General features: G+C 60.0%; 21 protein-coding genes. 5 read left to right on the forward strand and 16 right to left on the reverse strand.

Going from position 1 to position 18,373, the window contains the following annotated elements:
- Window positions 1-34 precede the first annotated feature (34 nt).
- Window positions 35-694 (forward strand): 2-polyprenyl-3-methyl-6-methoxy-1,4-benzoquinone monooxygenase, encoded by a 660-nt coding sequence (gene coq7 / locus T9A_RS15475; protein ID WP_035250209.1) that lies wholly within the window; start codon window positions 35-37, stop codon window positions 692-694.
- A gap of 275 nt (window positions 695-969) precedes the next feature.
- Here coq7 and speD read toward each other — a convergent pair whose 3' ends face one another.
- Window positions 970-1,776, reverse strand: coding sequence for an adenosylmethionine decarboxylase (gene speD, locus T9A_RS15480; RefSeq protein ID WP_052043094.1), 807 nt, complete (start codon window positions 1,774-1,776; stop codon window positions 970-972).
- A gap of 131 nt (window positions 1,777-1,907) precedes the next feature.
- Window positions 1,908-2,333, reverse strand: coding sequence for an OsmC family protein (locus T9A_RS15485; RefSeq protein ID WP_035250212.1), 426 nt, complete (start codon window positions 2,331-2,333; stop codon window positions 1,908-1,910).
- A 300-nt stretch (window positions 2,334-2,633) separates the two neighbouring features.
- Between T9A_RS15485 and crp the strand changes: the two genes are divergently transcribed.
- A complete protein-coding gene (crp, locus tag T9A_RS15490; protein WP_035250214.1) occupies window positions 2,634-3,263 on the forward strand; it encodes a cAMP-activated global transcriptional regulator CRP in 630 nt (209 codons plus the stop codon).
- A gap of 151 nt (window positions 3,264-3,414) precedes the next feature.
- Here the strand turns inward: crp and T9A_RS15495 are convergent, their stop codons facing one another.
- The 5 genes from T9A_RS15495 to trpE form a co-directional block, all read right to left on the reverse strand.
- Complete coding sequence (locus T9A_RS15495; RefSeq protein ID WP_035250216.1) at window positions 3,415-3,714, reverse strand: isochorismate lyase; 300 nt, start codon at window positions 3,712-3,714, stop codon at window positions 3,415-3,417.
- 114 nt (window positions 3,715-3,828) lie between these two features.
- On the reverse strand, window positions 3,829-4,623 hold the full coding sequence (gene trpC / locus T9A_RS15500; RefSeq protein ID WP_035250218.1) for an indole-3-glycerol phosphate synthase TrpC: 795 nt from the start codon (window positions 4,621-4,623) through the stop codon (window positions 3,829-3,831).
- A 14-nt stretch (window positions 4,624-4,637) separates the two neighbouring features.
- Window positions 4,638-5,681 (reverse strand): anthranilate phosphoribosyltransferase, encoded by a 1,044-nt coding sequence (gene trpD / locus T9A_RS15505; protein ID WP_035250220.1) that lies wholly within the window; start codon window positions 5,679-5,681, stop codon window positions 4,638-4,640.
- Window positions 5,678-6,280, reverse strand: coding sequence for an anthranilate synthase component II (locus tag T9A_RS15510; protein ID WP_035250222.1), 603 nt, complete (start codon window positions 6,278-6,280; stop codon window positions 5,678-5,680). The genes trpD and T9A_RS15510 overlap by 4 nt, the downstream gene beginning before the upstream one ends.
- Window positions 6,280-7,773, reverse strand: coding sequence for an anthranilate synthase component I (gene trpE / locus T9A_RS15515; RefSeq protein WP_035250224.1), 1,494 nt, complete (start codon window positions 7,771-7,773; stop codon window positions 6,280-6,282). The genes T9A_RS15510 and trpE overlap by 1 nt, the downstream gene beginning before the upstream one ends.
- Before the next feature lie 354 nt (window positions 7,774-8,127).
- Here trpE and T9A_RS15520 point away from each other — a divergent pair, with 354 nt between their 5' ends.
- The 3 genes from T9A_RS15520 to T9A_RS15530 are packed head-to-tail and all read left to right on the forward strand — an operon-like array spanning window position 8,128 to window position 9,487.
- Window positions 8,128-8,586, forward strand: coding sequence for an MOSC domain-containing protein (locus T9A_RS15520; RefSeq protein WP_035250226.1), 459 nt, complete (start codon window positions 8,128-8,130; stop codon window positions 8,584-8,586).
- The gene (locus T9A_RS15525) at window positions 8,583-9,149 is read left to right on the forward strand and encodes a DUF1415 domain-containing protein (protein ID WP_035250228.1); all 567 of its coding nucleotides are present in this window, start codon (window positions 8,583-8,585) and stop codon (window positions 9,147-9,149) included. The genes T9A_RS15520 and T9A_RS15525 overlap by 4 nt, the downstream gene beginning before the upstream one ends.
- Window positions 9,146-9,487, forward strand: a complete 342-nt coding sequence (locus T9A_RS15530) for a DUF3301 domain-containing protein (protein ID WP_035250230.1) — start codon at window positions 9,146-9,148, stop codon at window positions 9,485-9,487. The genes T9A_RS15525 and T9A_RS15530 overlap by 4 nt, the downstream gene beginning before the upstream one ends.
- A gap of 2 nt (window positions 9,488-9,489) precedes the next feature.
- On the opposite strand, the gene T9A_RS15535 is transcribed toward T9A_RS15530, so the two are convergent.
- From T9A_RS15535 to cyoA, 9 genes are all read right to left on the reverse strand, one after another.
- Complete coding sequence (locus T9A_RS15535) at window positions 9,490-10,122, reverse strand: sterol desaturase family protein (protein ID WP_035250232.1); 633 nt, start codon at window positions 10,120-10,122, stop codon at window positions 9,490-9,492.
- A gap of 93 nt (window positions 10,123-10,215) precedes the next feature.
- Window positions 10,216-11,226 (reverse strand): AraC family transcriptional regulator, encoded by a 1,011-nt coding sequence (locus T9A_RS15540; RefSeq protein ID WP_035250234.1) that lies wholly within the window; start codon window positions 11,224-11,226, stop codon window positions 10,216-10,218.
- A gap of 216 nt (window positions 11,227-11,442) precedes the next feature.
- A complete protein-coding gene (locus tag T9A_RS15545; protein WP_035250236.1) occupies window positions 11,443-11,994 on the reverse strand; it encodes a response regulator transcription factor in 552 nt (183 codons plus the stop codon).
- 3 nt (window positions 11,995-11,997) lie between these two features.
- Window positions 11,998-13,326 carry an ATP-binding protein gene (locus tag T9A_RS15550; RefSeq protein WP_052043096.1) on the reverse strand — a complete coding sequence of 443 codons (1,329 nt, stop codon included), beginning with the start codon at window positions 13,324-13,326 and terminating at the stop codon, window positions 11,998-12,000.
- A 117-nt stretch (window positions 13,327-13,443) separates the two neighbouring features.
- Window positions 13,444-14,154, reverse strand: coding sequence for an SURF1 family protein (locus T9A_RS15555; protein WP_035250239.1), 711 nt, complete (start codon window positions 14,152-14,154; stop codon window positions 13,444-13,446).
- Window positions 14,155-14,265: 111 nt separating this feature from the next.
- Window positions 14,266-14,622: a cytochrome o ubiquinol oxidase subunit IV gene (cyoD, locus tag T9A_RS15560; RefSeq protein ID WP_035250241.1), complete on the reverse strand. Its 357-nt coding sequence runs from the start codon at window positions 14,620-14,622 to the stop codon at window positions 14,266-14,268.
- On the reverse strand, window positions 14,619-15,254 hold the full coding sequence (gene cyoC, locus T9A_RS15565; RefSeq protein WP_035250243.1) for a cytochrome o ubiquinol oxidase subunit III: 636 nt from the start codon (window positions 15,252-15,254) through the stop codon (window positions 14,619-14,621). Before cyoC ends, cyoD begins: the two co-directional genes overlap by 4 nt.
- Window positions 15,247-17,247: a cytochrome o ubiquinol oxidase subunit I gene (gene cyoB / locus T9A_RS15570; RefSeq protein ID WP_035250246.1), complete on the reverse strand. Its 2,001-nt coding sequence runs from the start codon at window positions 17,245-17,247 to the stop codon at window positions 15,247-15,249. Before cyoB ends, cyoC begins: the two co-directional genes overlap by 8 nt.
- A gap of 38 nt (window positions 17,248-17,285) precedes the next feature.
- Entirely contained in the window at window positions 17,286-18,272 is a 987-nt protein-coding gene (gene cyoA / locus T9A_RS15575) for a ubiquinol oxidase subunit II (RefSeq protein WP_035250247.1), read from the reverse strand.
- Window positions 18,273-18,373: the final 101 nt, after the last annotated feature.

Here is an 18,373-nt window from a genome sequence, read left to right on the forward strand (position 1 = left end):
ATGTTGCATGTTTGCGTGCCAGCGATCATCTGCCATGACCGAACGTCGACTGTCACCGCTGGATAAACTACTGGCCCGGGCCGATAACGCCCTGCGCACCCTGACGCCGGGTACCATCCAGGCGGAGCGCGCCCCTGCCCATGCGTCCGCGGAGCCGGATGCCCCCGAAGCCGGCAGCCTGCCCACCGACAAGCGCCGTCATGTGCTGGGACTGATGCGCATCAACCATACCGGTGAAGTGTGTGCCCAGGCCCTGTATCAGGGCCAGGCCAGCACCGCCAGCCTGCCCCATGTGCGCCATGCCATGGAGGAAGCAGCCCGTGAGGAAGAGGATCACCTGGCCTGGTGCGAGGAGCGGATTCAGGAGCTCGGTGGTGTCCCCAGCAAGCTTAACCCGCTGTTCTACGCCATGAGCTATGCGGTAGGCGCCACTGCCGGCCTGGTCGGCGACCGCTGGAGCCTGGGCTTTGTGTCGGAAACGGAAAACCAGGTGGTCAAACATCTGGAAGCCCACCTGTTCCAGGTCCCGGAAAGCGACCTGCGCACCCGCGCCATTCTGGAACAGATGAAAAGCGACGAACTCAAACACGCCGTCACCGCCAAAGACGCCGGCGGCGCAGACCTGCCCCCACCAGTTCGCCACGCCATGACACTGATGAGCAAGGTGATGACGTTCACGACTTACAGAATCTGATCGGCGCGCTGAAAAAGCACCTGTAGGAGCGCCTCTTGAGGCGCGAACCGAGCCTTGGCGAGGCAACCCTTCAAAACCCTACTGATCTTTCTATCGAAACTCTGTCACGGTTTGGAGTGTTTGATCTCCCTGCGGGCGATTCCGTGCTTCGCACGGTTCGCGCCTCAAGAGGCGCTCCTACAGCGGCTTCGTAGCCAACAACAAAAAAGCCGCACCCAAGAGGATGCGGCTTTTTTGTTTTGCTTGGAGCTTGAAGCTTGTAGCTCGAAGCTTCCTTACCCCATATTCCGGCTGTAGAAGATCTCCAGCATCTCGGTGCGCAGGCGCTCCTCAATCTGCTCCAGCTCTTCCTTCTCGAATTCGTCACTGCCGGCACCGAACAGATAGTTGTCGATGTCGAAGTCCTTGAGCAACATCTTGGTGTGGAAGATGTTCTCCTGGAACACATTCACGTCGATCATCTGATAGGCGTTCTGGGTGTCTTCGGTGAGGAAGTTCTGGATCGAATTGATGTCGTGATCAATGTAGTGCTTGGTGCCATCCAGATCCCGGGTCATGCCCCGCACCCGATAGTCGACAGTAACGATATCGGAATCGAAGCTGTGGATCAGGTAATTCAGCGCCCGCAGAGGTGAAATCACTCCACAGGTGGACACATCCACGTCCACCCGGAAGGTGGAGATACCGTTATCCGGGTGGGATTCCGGGTAGGTGTGCACCGTTACATGGCTCTTGTCCAGATGCGCCACCACGGAGTCCGGCAGCGGGCCAGGCGCTTCTTCGTCCCAGTCAGTGCCATCCGGCGGACTCTCATGCTCGGCAATCAGCATGGTCACACTGGCGCCCTGGGGATCGTAATCCTGGCGAGCCACGTTGAGCACGTTGGCGCCGATGATCTTGGTCACGTTGGTGAGAATCTCGGTGAGACGCTCGGCATTATACAGCTCGTCAATATACTCGATGTACTCCTTGCGATGCTGTTCCGTCTTCGCATAGGCGATATCGAAAATATTGAAGCTCAAGGATTTGGTCAGGTTGTTGAAACCATGAACCGTAATCTTGGGATTGGGATCTTTCACCACAGCTGTACCCCGTAGGCGTCACCGCCACAATAAAACCAACACACCACCGCAGACTCTGCGGCTACCTGTTTGCGAGACCTCAGGGCCTCAGCTTGCCTCCGGCTTGCGCCGGACCGTTGACCGGGCAGGAATCAAGCTTCCTGCCCCTCAATGGTATAACTATGGGTGATCTCAACACCACCTCGGGTCAGCATGATGCTGGCCGAGCAATACTTTTCAGCAGACAGCTCCACCGCCCGCTTCACCTGGTTTTCTTTCAGGTTATTGCCGCTGACGATGAAGTGCAGATGAATCTTGCTGAATACCGCAGGCACTTCATCAACACGCTCGGCGGTCAACTCACAGCGGCAGTCCGTCACGTCCTGGCGGGACTTCTTGAGGATATGCACCACATCAAAGGAGGAACAACCGCCAACACCCAGCAACAGGGTCTCCATGGGACGCGGTCCCCGGTTCTGACCACCGTGATCCGGCGGACCATCCATGAGCACCGTATGGCCGCTTTCTGTCTGCGCTTCATAGCAGGCTTCACCCTGCCATTTAACCACTGCTTTCATGGGGGATCTCCCAGGTTCCAGTCACCGCTCCAGGCTGCCTTTATCCAGCCCCGAAAGGGGGCGCAGAGTACCATAGCGCGGGGGCGCCGCCACCCCCCTGACAGCCCCGGATGGCAGATAATTTTGCCACCGGGCAGCCCTCCCCATTGCCTGCTGATCCGGTGCCGGTCAGCCATAAACCACCGCTGAGCCTGTGAAAATTGAGAGTGAGAGCCAGTTCCCTTGGCATCAATGATAAAAACAGGCAATATCCTTACGCTTACCAGCTAAGACATTTTTCTGGCTTAATATTGAGCACCCATGACTGACGGCAACAAAATTATTCCAAATCTGGACCAGTTTCTGGCCCACTGCCATCGCCGCAAGTACCCGGCGAAGAGCACCATCATTTATGCGGGTGATGAATCGGATGCGCTTTACTATATTTTGAAGGGCTCCGTGACGGTCATGATCGAAGACGACGATGGTCGCGAGATGATCATGGCTTACCTGAATGAAGGGGATTTCTTCGGTGAAATGGGGTTGTTCGAGAACGACCCGTCACGCTCTGCCTGGGTAAAAGCAAAGACTGAATGCGAAGTCGCCGAAGTCAGCTACGGCAAATTCAAGCAACTGGCCCGGGAAGACGCCGACATCCTGTTCGCCGTCTCCGCCCAGATCGCCGGTCGCCTGCGCGCCACCACCCGCAAGGTGGGCGATCTGGCGTTCCTGGATGTGACTGGCCGTGTGGCTGGCACCCTGCTGGACCTGTGCAAACAGCCCGACGCCATGACCCACCCGGACGGCATGCAGATCAAGGTCACCCGCCAGGAAATCGGCCGCATCGTCGGCTGCTCCCGGGAAATGGTCGGCCGGGTACTGAAGAACCTGGAAGAACAGGGGCTGGTGTCTGTTAAGGGCAAGACCATGGTGGTTTACGGAACACGGTAAAAAGTTGACAGTTGATAGTGGACAGTTGACAGCGTCGCGGGCGAAGTCATTGGTTCATTAAAACAAAGAGGCCGCGCCCAAATCTATGAGCGCGGCTTCTTTGGTTTCAGCATTCACAGAAATTCAGGCGCGAGCTGTCAACTATCAACTGTCAACTACCCTTGAACGCCTCCATCTCCCGCTGAATGAAGTATTCCACCAAATCCCGGTAAAGCTTCTCGACCATGTCTGCGTCCAGCCCTTCCTGCTCCGCCCAATCCCGCCGGGTCTGAAGCATGCTCTTAAAGCGCTCTGGCGCACGAACCCCATCCTCACTTGTCTTGAACGCTGCGGCAGCATGAACATAGCCTACTCTTTCGCCCAGCAGGGCAATGATTTGCCGGTCGCGGCTGTCTATTTCAGCACGCACATCCTCCATGCCCAGGCATTCCTGCGGTGACTTTCCTGTCATATGCTCCCCCGGTAACAAAAGGCCGCCCCCATACTTATGGACGCGGCCTCACAAATTTCAGCATTCACAAAAGTTCAGGCGCGAGCTGTCAACTGTCCACTATCAACTGTCAACTCAGAAAAACAGCGACTTCAGCGCCGCCCCCGGATCCTCCGCCCGCATAAAGGCCTCGCCCACCAGGAACGCATTGATGCCGTTCTTGCGCATCAGCTTCACGTCTTCCGAGGTGTGGATACCGCTTTCGGTGACAATCATACGGTCGCCGGGGACCTTTTCCGCCAGCGTCAGGGTGGTGTTCAGGCTGGTCTCGAAGGTATGCAGGTTGCGGTTGTTGATGCCGATCAGCTCGGCGTTGAGATTCACCGCCCGCTCCAGCTCTTCCTCGGTATGCACTTCCACCAGCACATCGCAGCCAGCCTGCTGGGCGGCGTGGTAGAGCTCGTTCATCTGCTCATCAGACAAGGCCGCCGCGATCAGCAGAATGGCGTCGGCGCCCATGGCCCGGGACTCGAAGATCTGCCAGGGGTCGATCATGAAGTCCTTGCGCAGCACCGGCAGATTTACCGCGTTGCGTGCCGCACGCAGGTAATGCTCGTCACCCTGAAAGAAGTCCTTGTCGGTAAGTACCGACAGACAGGCCGCGCCGTTTTTCTCGTAGCTGCGGGCAATCTCTACCGGGTCGAAATCGTCCCGGATCACGCCCTTGCTGGGAGAGGCTTTCTTGATTTCGGCGATCACTGCCGGTTGGTGGTCACGCACCCGGTCAAACAGGCTGGAAATGAACCCTCTGGCCTTGCGCTCGTTGGCGGCCATGGCTTCCAGCTCTCCCAGGGTGTAGTTGTTCTTGCCGACCGCAATTTCTTCCTGCTTGCGGGCAATGATCTTGTCGAGAATGGTGCCTGTGCTCATAACCGCTCTCCTTATCAGTCCGCAGCCGTGAGGGCCGTGCTGTATTGAGCCAGTTCACGCATGCGCTCTGCTGCCTCTCCATTGTGTATCAGGTCTTCGGCCATTCGTACCCCTTCTTTGTGAGTCCGGGTAATGCCGCTCACATAGATGGCCGCCCCCGCGTTCAGGGCAATCATGTCCGCTGCCTTGCGGGCCGCGTCACTGCTGCGTTTGCCGAAGGCATCGCGAATCAGGGCCAGGGAGGCGTCGGAGTCGGTCACATCCAGGCCGACCAGTGAATCGGAGTCCAGCCCCAGGTCTTCCGGCGTCACCTCGTATTCGCTGATTTCCCCGTTACGGCATTCCGCCACATGGGTACGGGTGGCCAGGCTGATCTCGTCCAGGCCATCCCGGCTATGCACCACCATCACGTGCTCGGCGCCCAGCCGGCCCATCACCTCCGCCATGGGGCGGCACAGCTTCTCGGAGAAGACACCCACGACCAGACGCTGCACGCCGGCCGGGTTGGTCATGGGGCCGAGAATATTGAACAGGGTGCGCATACCCAGTTCCTTGCGCGGGCCCACCGCGTATTTCATGGCCTTGTGGTGGTTGGGGGCAAACATGAAGCCCACTCCCACGTTATCCACGCAGCTGCCGATCTGTTCCGGGGTCAGGTCCAGGGCGATTCCAGCGGTTTCCAGCAGATCCGCCGAGCCGCTTTTGGAGCTCACCGACCGGCCACCATGCTTGGCAACCCGGGCCCCGGCCGCCGCCGCCACAAAGGCGCTGGCAGAGGACACATTGAACAGGTTGGCGCCGTCGCCACCGGTGCCGACGATATCCACCAGATACTGGCGGTTCCGCACCGGCACGGCGGTAACCAGCTCGCGCATGACCTGCACGCCACCGGTGATCTCGTCCAGGGATTCGCTCTTCATGCGCAGGGCTACCAGGAAGCCGCCGATCTGGGCGTCAGTAGCGCCGCCGGTCATGATCTGACGCATCACGTCCTGCATTTCCTCAATGCTCAGGTCGATCTGCTCGACCACCTTGGCCAGGGCCTGCTGGATATTCATGCGGCGTCCCCTTGTTGTTCGTTGTTCAGAAAGTTCTCGAGCAGGGCGTGGCCGTGCTCACTCAAAATGGACTCGGGGTGATATTGCACCCCTTCGATGGGCAGGGTTTTGTGCCGCATGCCCATCACCTCGTCCACACTGCCGTCCTCGTTGCAGGTCCAGGCGGTCATTTCCAGGCAGTCCGGCAGACTGTCCTTTTCCACCACCAGGGAGTGGTAACGGGTGGCCGTGTAGGGAGACGGCAGGTTGCGGAAAATACCCACGCCACTGTGGTAGATCGGTGAGGTCTTGCCGTGCATCACCTGGCGGGCGCGCACCACCTTGCCACCGAAGGCCTGGCCGATACTCTGATGGCCCAGACAGACCCCGAGAATCGGCAATTTGCCGGCAAAGTGCTGGATGGCGGCAATGGAGATGCCCGCTTCGTTGGGCGTACAGGGGCCCGGAGAAATCATCAGCCGGTCCGGATTCAGCGCTTCAATCTCGTCGATGGAGATCTGGTCATTGCGGTGCACCAGCACCTCGGCGCCCAGCTCCTGCAGATACTGCACCAGGTTGTAGGTAAAGCTGTCGTAGTTGTCGATCATCAGCACACGCATTACCGCTGCCCTCCGTCTGCCAGGTTGAGGCCACCCAGTGCCAGATTCACCGCCCGGAACACGGCCCGGGCCTTGTTCATGGTCTCGTCCCACTCGGACTGGGGCACAGAGTCGGCAACAATGCCGGCACCGGCCTGCACGTAAAGGCGCTGATCCTTGACCACGGCGGTACGGATGGCGATGGCGGTATCCATGTCACCGTTGAAACCGATATAGCCCACAGCACCGCCGTAGACGCCCCGCTTGGTGGGCTCCAGTTCGTCGATGATTTCCATGGCACGAATTTTCGGCGCGCCGCTCAAGGTGCCCGCCGGGAAGGTAGCGCGCAGCACGTCCAGCGGCCCCAGGCCGTCGCGCAATTCGCCTTCCACATTGGAGACGATATGCATGACGTGGGAGTAACGCTCCACCACCATCTTGTCGGTGAGCGTGACCTTGCCGGGCTTGGCCACCCGGCCCACATCGTTGCGGCCCAGATCGATGAGCATCAGGTGCTCGGCGATTTCCTTGGGGTCGGCCAGCAGGTCCGCTTCCAGGGCCTGGTCTTCCTCACTGCTGGCACCGCGTTTGCGGGTACCGGCGATGGGTCGCACGGTGACGGCCCCCTGCTCTGCCCGGGTGAGAATTTCCGGGGAGGAGCCAGCGATATGGAAATCACCCAGGTCCAGATAGAACATGTAAGGCGACGGGTTCAGGTAGCGCAGCGCCCGGTAAAGATCCAGCGCCGGCGCCTTGAAGGGGCAGCTCATGCGCTGGGCCGGCACCACCTGCATCACATCCCCGGCGAGAATGTACTCGCGCACCTTTTCCACCCCGGCCTTGAATTGCTCTTCCGGGAATTCGCTGCGGAAATCGCTCTCGTCCACCGGCTCGCCGTAGACGGTATGCTCCGGCTCCGGCAGGGGCGCACGCAGCAGCGCCTGCAGCTCATCCAGGCGCTGCGCCGCCTGCTCGCCGGCATCGGTTTCACGGGGGTCCACATGCACCACCAGGAACAGGGCGCCGCGCAGGTTATCGAACACCACCACTTCTTCGGAGCGCATCAGCAGAATATCCGGCACGCCGAGCACATCCTCGCCGGGCGCCGGGCCCAGCCGGGGCTCGAAATAACGCACGCTGTCGTAACCGAAGTAGCCCACCAGGCCGCCGTTAAAACGGGGCAGCCCGGGGATTTCCGGGGAGCGGTACTGCTGACGGTAGTCTTCAATCCACTGGATCGGGTCAGCCACCTCGCTGGTGGTTTCGCCCTGTTCATTACTGACAGTAACGGCCTGGCCAGTGATGCGGATCACTTCGGTGGCCGGCAGCCCGAGAATGGAATAACGGCCCCAGCGCTCGCCGCCCTGAACAGATTCAAACAGGTAGCTGTAAGGCCCCTGGGCAAGCTTGCGGTAGGCGGTCAGCGGCGTATCCAGATCCGCCAGTACCTCGCGTACCAGCGGCACCCGGGTATAGCCCTCTCGGGCATAACGATCCAGTTGCTGTTGTGACATGGTTGTCCCTATTGGTCTTCGCTCGGCCATTCAAACGCACAGGCCGACAAGTGCAACAATTGTAGAGGAAAAACAAGGCAAAAAGGGCGTGTCCGTGCAAGCGTTCAACACCGGCACAGAGGGAGCGTCACCATCGCCAGCTGGCGGGTGCGGAGAGGAAGGCAAAGCTGTTGATCAGGGCACGGTCCAAGGGGGACGTCCTTTCTCAAACGTGAAGATTGGGGGAATTCTAGCTAATGAGAACGCCGGACGCCAGACGCTCACCCCCAGACGCTGAAAACCCGGAGGAAACTGCTAAACTGGCGCCTCGATCTATACTCGGCATCCAGCGTCCGGCGTCAATCCAGGAGCCCCATGAAAATCCTCGCCCTTTACACTGCCAGCGAATCCCGCGGCACTGTGGAAAGCCAGCCCGCTGTGCAGCTACGTGCCGGGTGCGGCATCGTTGGCGACCGTCATTACAAACGCAATGCAAAACCCGCCGAACAGATTACCCTGATCGAATCCGAAGCCATCGCCGCCTTCAACCGGGATTATCAGCAGCAGGTTGAATCACACACCCTGCGCCGCAATGTCCTCACCGAGGGGGTGGACCTGAATGCCCTAGAGGGCCGGGAATTTCTGCTCGGCAACATCCGCCTGCGCGGCATCGAATTGTGCGAGCCCTGCTCCGTGGTGGGCAAATTGCTGGCCGGCGACCTGACACCCCCTCAGGTGGTCAAGGCCCTGCTGGGCCGGGGCGGCCTGCGTTGTGAAATCCTGTCCAGCGGCGTGGTTCGCGTGGGCGAAAGCATCAAGACTGAGACCCCATGAATACCACTACACCGCAAACCGTTATCAGCACCACACGCCAGTGGCTGGAGCAGGTCGTCGTCGGCCTCAACCTGTGCCCCTTTGCCCGCAAGCCTCTGGGTGCCGGTCAGGTTCACTTTGCCGTCAGCGACAGCCGCAATGTGGAAACCCTGCTGGTGGATTTGTATGACGAGCTGGTGCGGCTGGATAACACCCCTGCCGAGCAAATCGACACCACCCTGCTGATCATTCCCGATCAGCTGGAGGATTTTCTCGACTATAACGACATGCTCGATCTGGCCGATGGCTTGCTGGAACAGCAAGGCTGGGAAGGCACCTATCAGATTGCCAGTTTCCATCCGGCCTATCAGTTTGCCGATACGCAGGTGGACGACCGGGAGAATTTCACCAACCGGGCGCCCTACCCGATCCTGCATATCCTCCGTGAAGCCAGCCTTGACCGGGGACTGGCCAGCTACCCGGACCCGGAACAGATCCCCGAGCGCAACATCGCCACTCTCAACGACCTCAGTGACGACCAGTGGCGCAGCCTGTTCGGCAACCTGACAGGAAAAACCCCATGAGTCTGGATCTGACCGACATCGGCCTGGTCACGGCGGTGGTGGTGATCGCCGCCCTGTTCTGGCGCTCCCACGGCATCCGCGAACGGGCGCTGATCTACACCCGGCGATTTTGCCAGCGGGAAGAGGTGGAGTTTCTCGACGACACCGTAGGGTTGGAAAAACTGGCGCTGATGAAAGACCGCCACGGCAAACGCCGCATCACCCGCATCTACCGCTTCGAATTCACCGTCACCGGCGGCGAGCGCTACCCCGGCCACACCTATGTGCAGGGCGGCCACGTGCAGCGGGTGGAGCTACCGCCTCATCGCTACACCCCACCGCCGGAGCGGGTTCACTAATCTCAGGCCGCATCCACTGCTGTCACCCGGCTCTGCCACAGGCGCTGCTCTTCTTGCTGACGGTTTTCATCAAGTCGGGAAAAGGCCTTTGGCAGTAATCGGCGCGCTACTCGATTAACCGGCGCTTCCAGCCACTGGGGCAGGTCCATGCCAAGGGGATTGGTTTCCGCGATATCCCCCTCACCGATCACCCGGGTGCCCATGATGTAGTCGAACCAGGGACGGGTCACACACCAGTTGGCGTCCTGGTTGGTATTCATGTGATGGTCGTAGTGCCAGGGGAGATTGGCCTTGGCCCATTCCGGGTCCAGGTGTGCCTTGCTGTGCTTGCTCCAATATTGCCAGGCACCGTAATAGATCCCGGCGGTGAAAAAGGGCGCCACCACCACGGTGGGGGTGAACACCACACACAGCCCGATCAGGGCCGCCTTTTCGTTGAACATCTCCTGGTCTTTCCACATGGACGCGGCGTACCCCTCGTCTTCGAAACCATTCAAGCGGGCACGCTTGTGGTGACGAATATGAGTAAAGAAGGGGCTGTTACGGTGCTTTCGCGGGAATTCATGCAACCAGACCTTGTGGGCGTACCACTCGAAGGCGTTAACACTAAGCAATGCGACGGGAAAACCGAGCATGGGAAGACCTCGTTGATAACCAGTTGCTGGCTATCCTGCCCGGTTTCCCGCCAATCGCTTTGATCCGTACGGCAGCTATCGCCGTCACCAGGATCAAGAATCCGGGTTTTCCGACTGCTTGCGTTTACGATAGGCCGAGGGGGTTTCCCCGGTCCAGCGCTTGAAGGCTCGGGTAAACGCCGCCGGTTCGGAGAAACCGGTGAGGTAGAGAATCTGGTCGATGGGTTCCTGGGTACGCGCCAGCAAGCGCCGCGAAAGGCGCTCCCGGTAACCGGAAAGCAACTGCTTGAAACTGGTGCCGGCCTCGTCTAACTCCGCGCGCAGGGCCCGGGGCTTGCAGCCAACCCGCGCAGCAAGAGCATCCACGGACGCGTCGCCCTGCTCCAGCAGACTGCCCAGCTCCCGCTCCAGGGTGAGCAGGAAATCCTGGCGCGCCAGATCTGCCATTTTCTGCAGGGCCAGCTTTTCATGCACCGCCAGCAGCTCCGGCTCTGCCGCTGGCGAAGGTCGATCCAGCAGGGCAGCGGGAAACACCACCGCGCCCTCTTCAGCCCCCAGCACCACCGGGCAGCGGTAGACACTGTCGTAAAGGGCGGTACTGGCGCCTTCTGTGTACTCAAACTGGATATGGTGAGGCTGAAAGTCCCCGTCGGAGACCTGACGCAGGAAGCGCAGGATAATGCAGGTAGCACATTCCAGATAATGGCGAACCGGATGGCTGAGCCCGGACAGGATCGCCCTGTCGCCCTCCACACGCAGCTGCAATTGCATGGCGTCTGTCATCAACCGGCTATAACGCAAGGCCCGCTCCAGGCCGGCGCCAAAGGTCGGGCTACTGAGAAACAGATACTCCAGAACCTGACCCCGCCAAGCCGGCAACATACTGCCGATGCGTAGCCCGATATCCGTATCGCCACTGACCTGCTCCGCCGCGGCCCAGAATCGTCGCTGGGGAGAATTGATACGACGCAGGGACTGATCCGGCGGCTCATCGGGCATGCCGACACTGGCAAAGATGGCAGCACAATCCAGGCCCGCCTTGCTCATGGCCTGGTAGGTCATCCACAGAAAAGTCCCATTATCGCTGGCGGGTATGTTGCTCATGGCAATGAGTATACGGGGGCACGAGCAGGCAGGCACGCAACGGCGACAAGCACCCCTTTTTTTGTAGGAGCGTAGCGAAGCGGAGCAACGCCCGCAGGGCGCGGCCCGGAGGGGTAAGCGCAGCGACGCTCCTACGGACAGCAAGGCAGGAAGGGACACTGAAACCTTTCGCGACTCAAGCGTCGCTCCTACGCGGCGCTGTAGAAAACCTCGAGGTTATTTAACTCGCTGCTTGCCCAGCTTTCTGGCCAGGGTGCGGCGGTGCATGCCCAGGCGGCGGGCGGTTTCGGAGATATTGAAGCCGGTCTCTGCCAGGGTTTCGTGGATGCGTTCCCACTCCAGGGTTTTCAGATCGGTTTCACGGGCGGTGAGGGCAACGTCCGCGTCGCCCTCGGCACGCAGGAAGGCGGCTTCGATGTCGTCGGTGTTGGAGGGTTTGGCCAGGTAATGGCAGGCGCCCAGCTTCACCGCTTCCACCGCCGTGGCAATGCTGGCGTAGCCAGTGAGCACCACGATCAGCATATCGTCATTGTGTTCATGCAGACGCTGCACGCAGGCCAGCCCGGAAGCCTCCCCTTTCAGTTTCAGATCCACCACGGCATAGCCGGGATCATGACTTTCCAGCAGGACGAGCATGCCTTCCATGCCGGCAGCATGAATCACGGTATAGCCGCGCCGTTCAAAGGAACGGCTGAGGGTACGGGCAAACGCCTCGTCATCTTCCACGATCAGCAGCAACCGCTCTATCTGTTGATCAACATCACTCACAACTTATTCCTCTTCCAGCGTGACCGCGGACAGGGGTAACGACAGCATCACCACGGCACCGCCCTGGACCAGATTGCGGGCGCGCAGGTTACCCCCCAGGGTACGCAGCACATTCATCACCAGGAACAGACCGAGCCCACTGCCCGGTCGCCCCTTACTGGATTGGTAGGGCCGCCCCAGGCTTTCCAGCATGGCCGACGGAAAGCCCGGGCCCCGGTCGGTCACCGAGATCAGCAGGTTGTCATCGTCACGATGCACATCCAGACGCAGCCATTGCGGCGATGCCTCCAGGGCATTGTCCAGCACGTTATGGATACTTTGCTTCAGGGCCGAATCGGAGACGATGCTCAGGTCCTGGCCGAAGTCATTGCGGTAGATAAAGTCCTTCACTGGCCGGGTTTCCCGCCATTCGCTCACCAGGTCATCCAGGAATTCCCGAGCGGTGGTTTCCTCGGAGGATTCTCCCCGGGCCTCACCGGCGGACAGCAGAATGCCACTGACGATGGATTTGCAGCGCAGCACCTGGGTCTGCATTTCGCCGATTTCCTGGGCCATGTCCGGGTCGGATTTGAACGGCTCCATATGTCGCCAGTCACCGAGAATCACCGACAGGGTCGCCAGCGGTGTGCCCAGCTCGTGGGCAGCACCGGAGGCCAGCAGCCCCATGCGCACAATGTGCTCTTCCTCAGCGGCGCGCTGGCGCAACTCCGCCAGATGCTCGTCGCGCTGGCGGCGATTGCGGGTAATACGGTTGATAAAGATCACCAGCAGCACCCCGTTGAGCACAAAGCAGATGATCATCCCTTCGATATAGAGACTGAACAGCCCTTTTGAATGATCCAGCGGCAGCGGCAGTGGCTTGCCCGACCAGGCCAACCAGGCAAAACACAGGGTGGTGGTAATCAGGATCACCCAGGTGGACCACACCTTGAGCAGCACGGCACCAAGAATCACCTGCAACAGGTAAAGAAACACAAAGGGGTTGGTGGCCCCGCCACTGAGATACAGCAGGATGGTCAGCGTCGCCACATCAATCAGCAGCGACAGGAACAGCTCGGTATTGCCGATGCTTTTCGGCAGTTTGAGGCGCAGCAGACTGACCGCGTTGAGCAGCAGCAGACCAAACAGCACCACCAGCATCTGCCCCAGGGGCAGGGTGATGCCGAAACCAAAGTGCACCAGAAGGATGGTGGCCAGCTGACCGCCCATGGCGATCCAGCGCAGCTGAATCAGCAGCTGCAGGTTCTTGCGGCCGGCCACATCTTCACTGGAACGGCGGATGGCCGCCAGGGGCGGGGTGCCGGCGGGAGCTGTCATTGTCAGTTTTTCCATGGCGAGTCAGTTTACCGACTTCGGCGTGAAGGTGTGAGGCGGTTATGGACCGGGCATGATGGCCGCCAGGGCGAGGGCGGGTTCGCCATGCAAGCATAGCTCCTACAAAAAACGGCTTCAGCGCTTGCGCTGTTCGCGTATCACCAGCCAGGCCGCCAGCATCACACCCAGCGCCAGGGCAAACCAGGTGATGGCGTAAACCAGATGGTTATTGGGGAAACGGATCACGGTCAGCCCACCAATCGGTCCGGGTTGGTCGCTGGCCTCCGCATCGATAAAGAAGGGTGCCACCGGTACCAGCCCGTGCCGTTCTCCCATGGCCAGTACATCCCGGGAATACCAGCGGTGTTCAACGGGCACATTGTCCCGCAACAGGCCACCGCCCGGTTCGTTGAGGCGCAGCAAGCCAGCCACCGAGACCTCACCGTGCGGGGTAAAATCTCCCCGACTGGCTTGCGCCCGCTCGGCCTGGGGCACGAACCCCCGGTTGATGTAGACCCAGCTGCCATCCGTCCGCTGCAACGGCGTCATCACCCAGTAGCCCTGGCCCTCCTCCGTGGCTGCGGTCACCAGGGAGATCCCTTCGGGCAGATACTCCCCCGTTAGCTGAACACGCAGATATTCATGGGAGGCTTTATTGACGGCGGACCAGTCACCCTGCCCGGGCGCGTCTACCGGTAGCGCATGGACGCGGGCATCCACCCGGGCGATGAGATCCTCTTTCCAGGCCAGGCGCTGCACCTGCCAGACGCCCAGGGCAATAAAGCCGGCAAAGGCCGCCAGACAAAACAACAGAAACAGGAAAGAAAGAAGACGCCGACGAGCCATTGCTATGCCTCTTCAAACGAAGGAGAGAGCAGGAGGCGTCTGCCAGCAAACCCAGCCTCTTTTCGAGGTCGAATTCGCTGGCAGGTAGGCTCCTGCAGGGAGAATGAGGTGTTACCCCATCATGCCCGGCATCATGTTGTTGTTCAGGCTGATCATGACCCACAGGGAACCGGCCAGGGTGATAAACACCAGCACCAGGGTGAAGATCAGTGCCAGCATGTTCCAGCCCCCTTCCGAATGGAAGTTCATGTGCAGGAAAAACACCATGTGGACAACGATCTGCACCACCATGAAGGACAGGATCAGCAGCGCTGTGGTGGTGGAGCTTTCGAAGACATTGCCCATCACCAGCCAGAACGGGATCACGGTAAGAATCACCGCCAGCACAAAGCCGATCACGTATTCCTTCAGGCTAACGTGGGGGCCTTCCGCCTCGTGGTGATCGTGGTCGTGTGTATGCTCACTCATGGCAGCACTCCCATCAGATAGACATAGGTAAAGACACCCACCCAGACCACGTCCAGGAAGTGCCAGAACATGGACAGACAGAACACCCGACGCTTGTTGGCAGGGATCAGGCCGTGCTTCTTCAGCTGGAACAACAGGGTCACCAGCCAGACGATGCCAAACAGCACGTGCAGGCCGTGGGTGCCCACCAGGGCGAAGAAGGCGGTGAGGAAGCCGCTGGTCTGCGGCGTCGCACCGATGTGGATCAGGTGATAGAACTCGTACAGCTCCAGCCCCAGGAAGGCCGCGCCCAGCAGGCCGGTGATCGCCAGCCAGAACAGGGTGCCTTTCAGGCGGTTGGCCTGCATCTGCAGCATGGCAAAGCCATAAGTGATGGAGGACAACAGCAGGAACGAGGTGTTGATCGCCACCAGGGACAGATCGAACACTTCCATGCCGGTGGGGCCGCCCGCATAGCTGCGCGCCAGCACACCGTAGGTGGCGAACAGGGCAGCGAAGATCAGGCAGTCGCTCATCAGGTAGAGCCAGAAGCCCAGCAGCGTACCGTTCTGGGGGTGGTGATCCCCCTTCACCAGAAACTCCAGCTGGCCATCCTGCGTTTTCACGTCAGCGGTCATGGTTGCTTCAGACATTGGCAAGCACCTTGGTTCGTTCGGCTTCAATCCGTTCTACTTCCTCCGCGGGGATGTAGTAGTCACGGTCGTAATTGAAGGTGTGGTAGATGGCGGTGCCGATCAGTGCCACGAAGGTCACCGCTGCCGCCAGCCACATGTGCCAGATCAGGGCGAAGCCACAGGCCACGCTGATCGCCGACAGCACGATGCCTGCCCAGGTGCCCTTGGGCATGTGAATCGGGATAAAGCCGGATTCCGGGCGCTTGAAGCCGTGCTGTTTCATCTGCCACCAGGCGTCCAGATCGTGCACGCGCGGGGTGAAGGCAAAGTTGTACGGCGGCGGCGGCGAGGAAGTAGACCACTCCAGGGTACGGCCATCCCACGGGTCACCGGTCTCATCGGCCAGCGCTTCGCGGCGACGGAAGCTGACGATCAACTGGATCAGGAAGGCCGCAATACCCACCGCAATCAGCACCGCACCGAAGGCGGCAATCTGGAACCAGATCTGCAGGGACTGATCCTCAAAGTGGCTGACACGACGGGTCACACCCATCAGGCCCAGCACGTACAGGGGCATGAAGGCGAAGTAGAAACCGATCAGCCAGAACCAGAACGACAGCTTGCCCCAGAACTCATCCAGCTTGTAACCGGTGGCTTTCGGGAACCAGTAAGTGATGCCGGCAAACAGACCGAACAGCACGCCACCGATAATCACGTTATGGAAGTGGGCGATCAGGAACAGGCTGTTATGCAGCACGAAGTCCACCGGCGGCACCGCCAGCAACACCCCGGTCATGCCACCGATCACGAAAGTGACCATGAAGCCCAGGGTCCACAACATGGGCACATCGAACTTGATGCGGCCACGGAACATGGTGAACAGCCAGTTGAAGATCTTCGCCCCGGTCGGTATCGAGATAATCATGGTGGTGATCCCGAAGAACGAGTTCACGCTGGCCCCGGAGCCCATGGTGAAGAAGTGATGCAGCCATACCAGGTAGGACAGCACGGTGATCACCACGGTGGCGTAGACCATGGAGGTGTACCCGAACAGCGGCTTGCGGCTGTAAGTGGCCACGATCTCGGAGAAGATACCGAACACCGGCAGGATCAGGATGTACACCTCCGGGTGCCCCCAGATCCAGATCAGGTTCACGTACATCATGGCGTTGCCGCCCATGTCGTTGGTGAAGAAGGCGGTGCCCAGATAACGATCCAGGGTCAGCATGCCCAGCACGGCGGTCAGCACCGGGAAGGCCGCCACGATCAACACGTTGGTGCACAGGGAGGTCCAGGTGAACACCGGCATCTTCATCAGGCTCATGCCCGGGGCGCGCATCTTGACGATGGTCACTAGCAGGTTAATCCCCGATAACAAGGTCCCCACACCGGCGATCTGCAACGACCAGATGTAGTAATCCACCCCCACCCCGGGACTCTGCAATATTCCCGACAAGGGCGGATAGGCCAGCCAGCCGGTCTTGGCGAACTCGCCGATGAACAGGGAAATCATCATCAGCGCGGCGCCACCGGCGGTCATCCAGAAGCTGAAGTTGTTCAGGAACGGGAAGGCCACATCACGGGTGCCGATCTGCAGCGGGATCAGATAGTTCATGATCCCGGTGACCAGCGGCATGGCCACGAAGAAAATCATGATCACACCGTGGGCGGTAAAGATCTGGTCGTAGTGATCCGGTGGCAGATAGCCCATGTTGTCGCCGAAGGCCATGGCCTGCTGCAGGCGCATCATGATGGCATCGGCGAAACCGCGCAGCAGCATCACCAGGCCCAGGATGATGTACATGATGCCGATCTTCTTGTGGTCGATGGAGGTGAACCACTCGGTCCACAGATACCCCCACAGCTTGTAGCGAGTCAGCGCCACCAGCATGGCCACGCCACCCACTGCCACCACGGCAAAGGTGGCAAGAATGATCGGATCATGGAACGGAATCGCGTCCCAGGTGAGACGTCCGAAAATGAGTTTGGTCAGGTCCAGGTTTTCAAACATGGGCGACACCTGCTACAGCTGAATTCAGGGAAACACGCTTATTCATGGTGGCCTCCATGCTGGGCATGGCCGGCGTGGGCGTCGTGCCCTTCAGCGGCATCCGCCTCCTGCTTGCCATGGCCACTGTGGTACATCATGTCTTCCATGCACACGGTGCCCGGGTCCACGCAGCGGTTGAGGATGGCGTGGTACAGGGTCGGATCGACGCTGGCATAGCGTGTCACCGGGTCCTTGATGCTGGGCACTTCCAGCGCCTTGTAGACCTCACGGCTAAGGGTGTTGCCGCTGGCCTTGTTCTTGTCCACCCAGGCCTGGAAGTCCGCCTCACTGAGGCCATGGAACTGGAACTTCATGTGCGAGTAGCCGGCACCGCTGTAGTTGGCGGACAAGCCCTGGTAGACGCCCGGCTCGTTGATCACGCCGTGCAGCTTGGTCTCCATACCGGCCATGGCGTAGATCTGCCCGGCCATGGCGGGAATGAAGAAGGAGTTCATCATGGTGGAGGCAGTAATCTTGAAGCGGATCGGATGATCCACCGGCGCCGCCAGCTCATTCACCGTGGCGATGCCCTGCTCCGGATAAATGAACAGCCATTTCCAGTCCAGCGCCACCACTTCCACGGTAAGCGGCTCCAGATCCGCCGGCACCGGCGTGCTGGCATCAATGCGATCCAGCGGCCGGTAAGGGTCCAGCTTGTGGGTATATACCCAGGTCATCGCCCCCAGGGCGATGATGATCAGCAGCGGCACCGCCCAGATCACCAGTTCCAGCACCGTGGAATGGGTCCAGTCCGGTTTATAGGTGGCTTCCGTATTGGAGTCGCGGTAACGCCAGGCGAACCATAGCGTCAGCACGATGACAGGAACGATGACCAGCAGCATCAGGATGGTGGACCAGACAAGCAGGTCACGCTGTTGCACTGCCACATCACCAGAGGGGGACATCACGACTGCATCGCAACCCGACAGCAGGGCAGCGACAAGCAACGTCAGCGACACTCCACGCAAGTATTTGAATATTTGCATTGGCGGCTATTCTGGTTGGCTTATGGGATTAGGTAGCCCCTGCACAACCCCTTGCATGCTCAGCGTGGCCTGAAGCGTGCAGCTGTTGTGTTTTGTCGCGA

Source organism: Alcanivorax jadensis T9, assembly GCF_000756655.1.
Classification (GTDB): Bacteria; Pseudomonadota; Gammaproteobacteria; order Pseudomonadales; family Alcanivoracaceae; genus Alcanivorax; species Alcanivorax jadensis.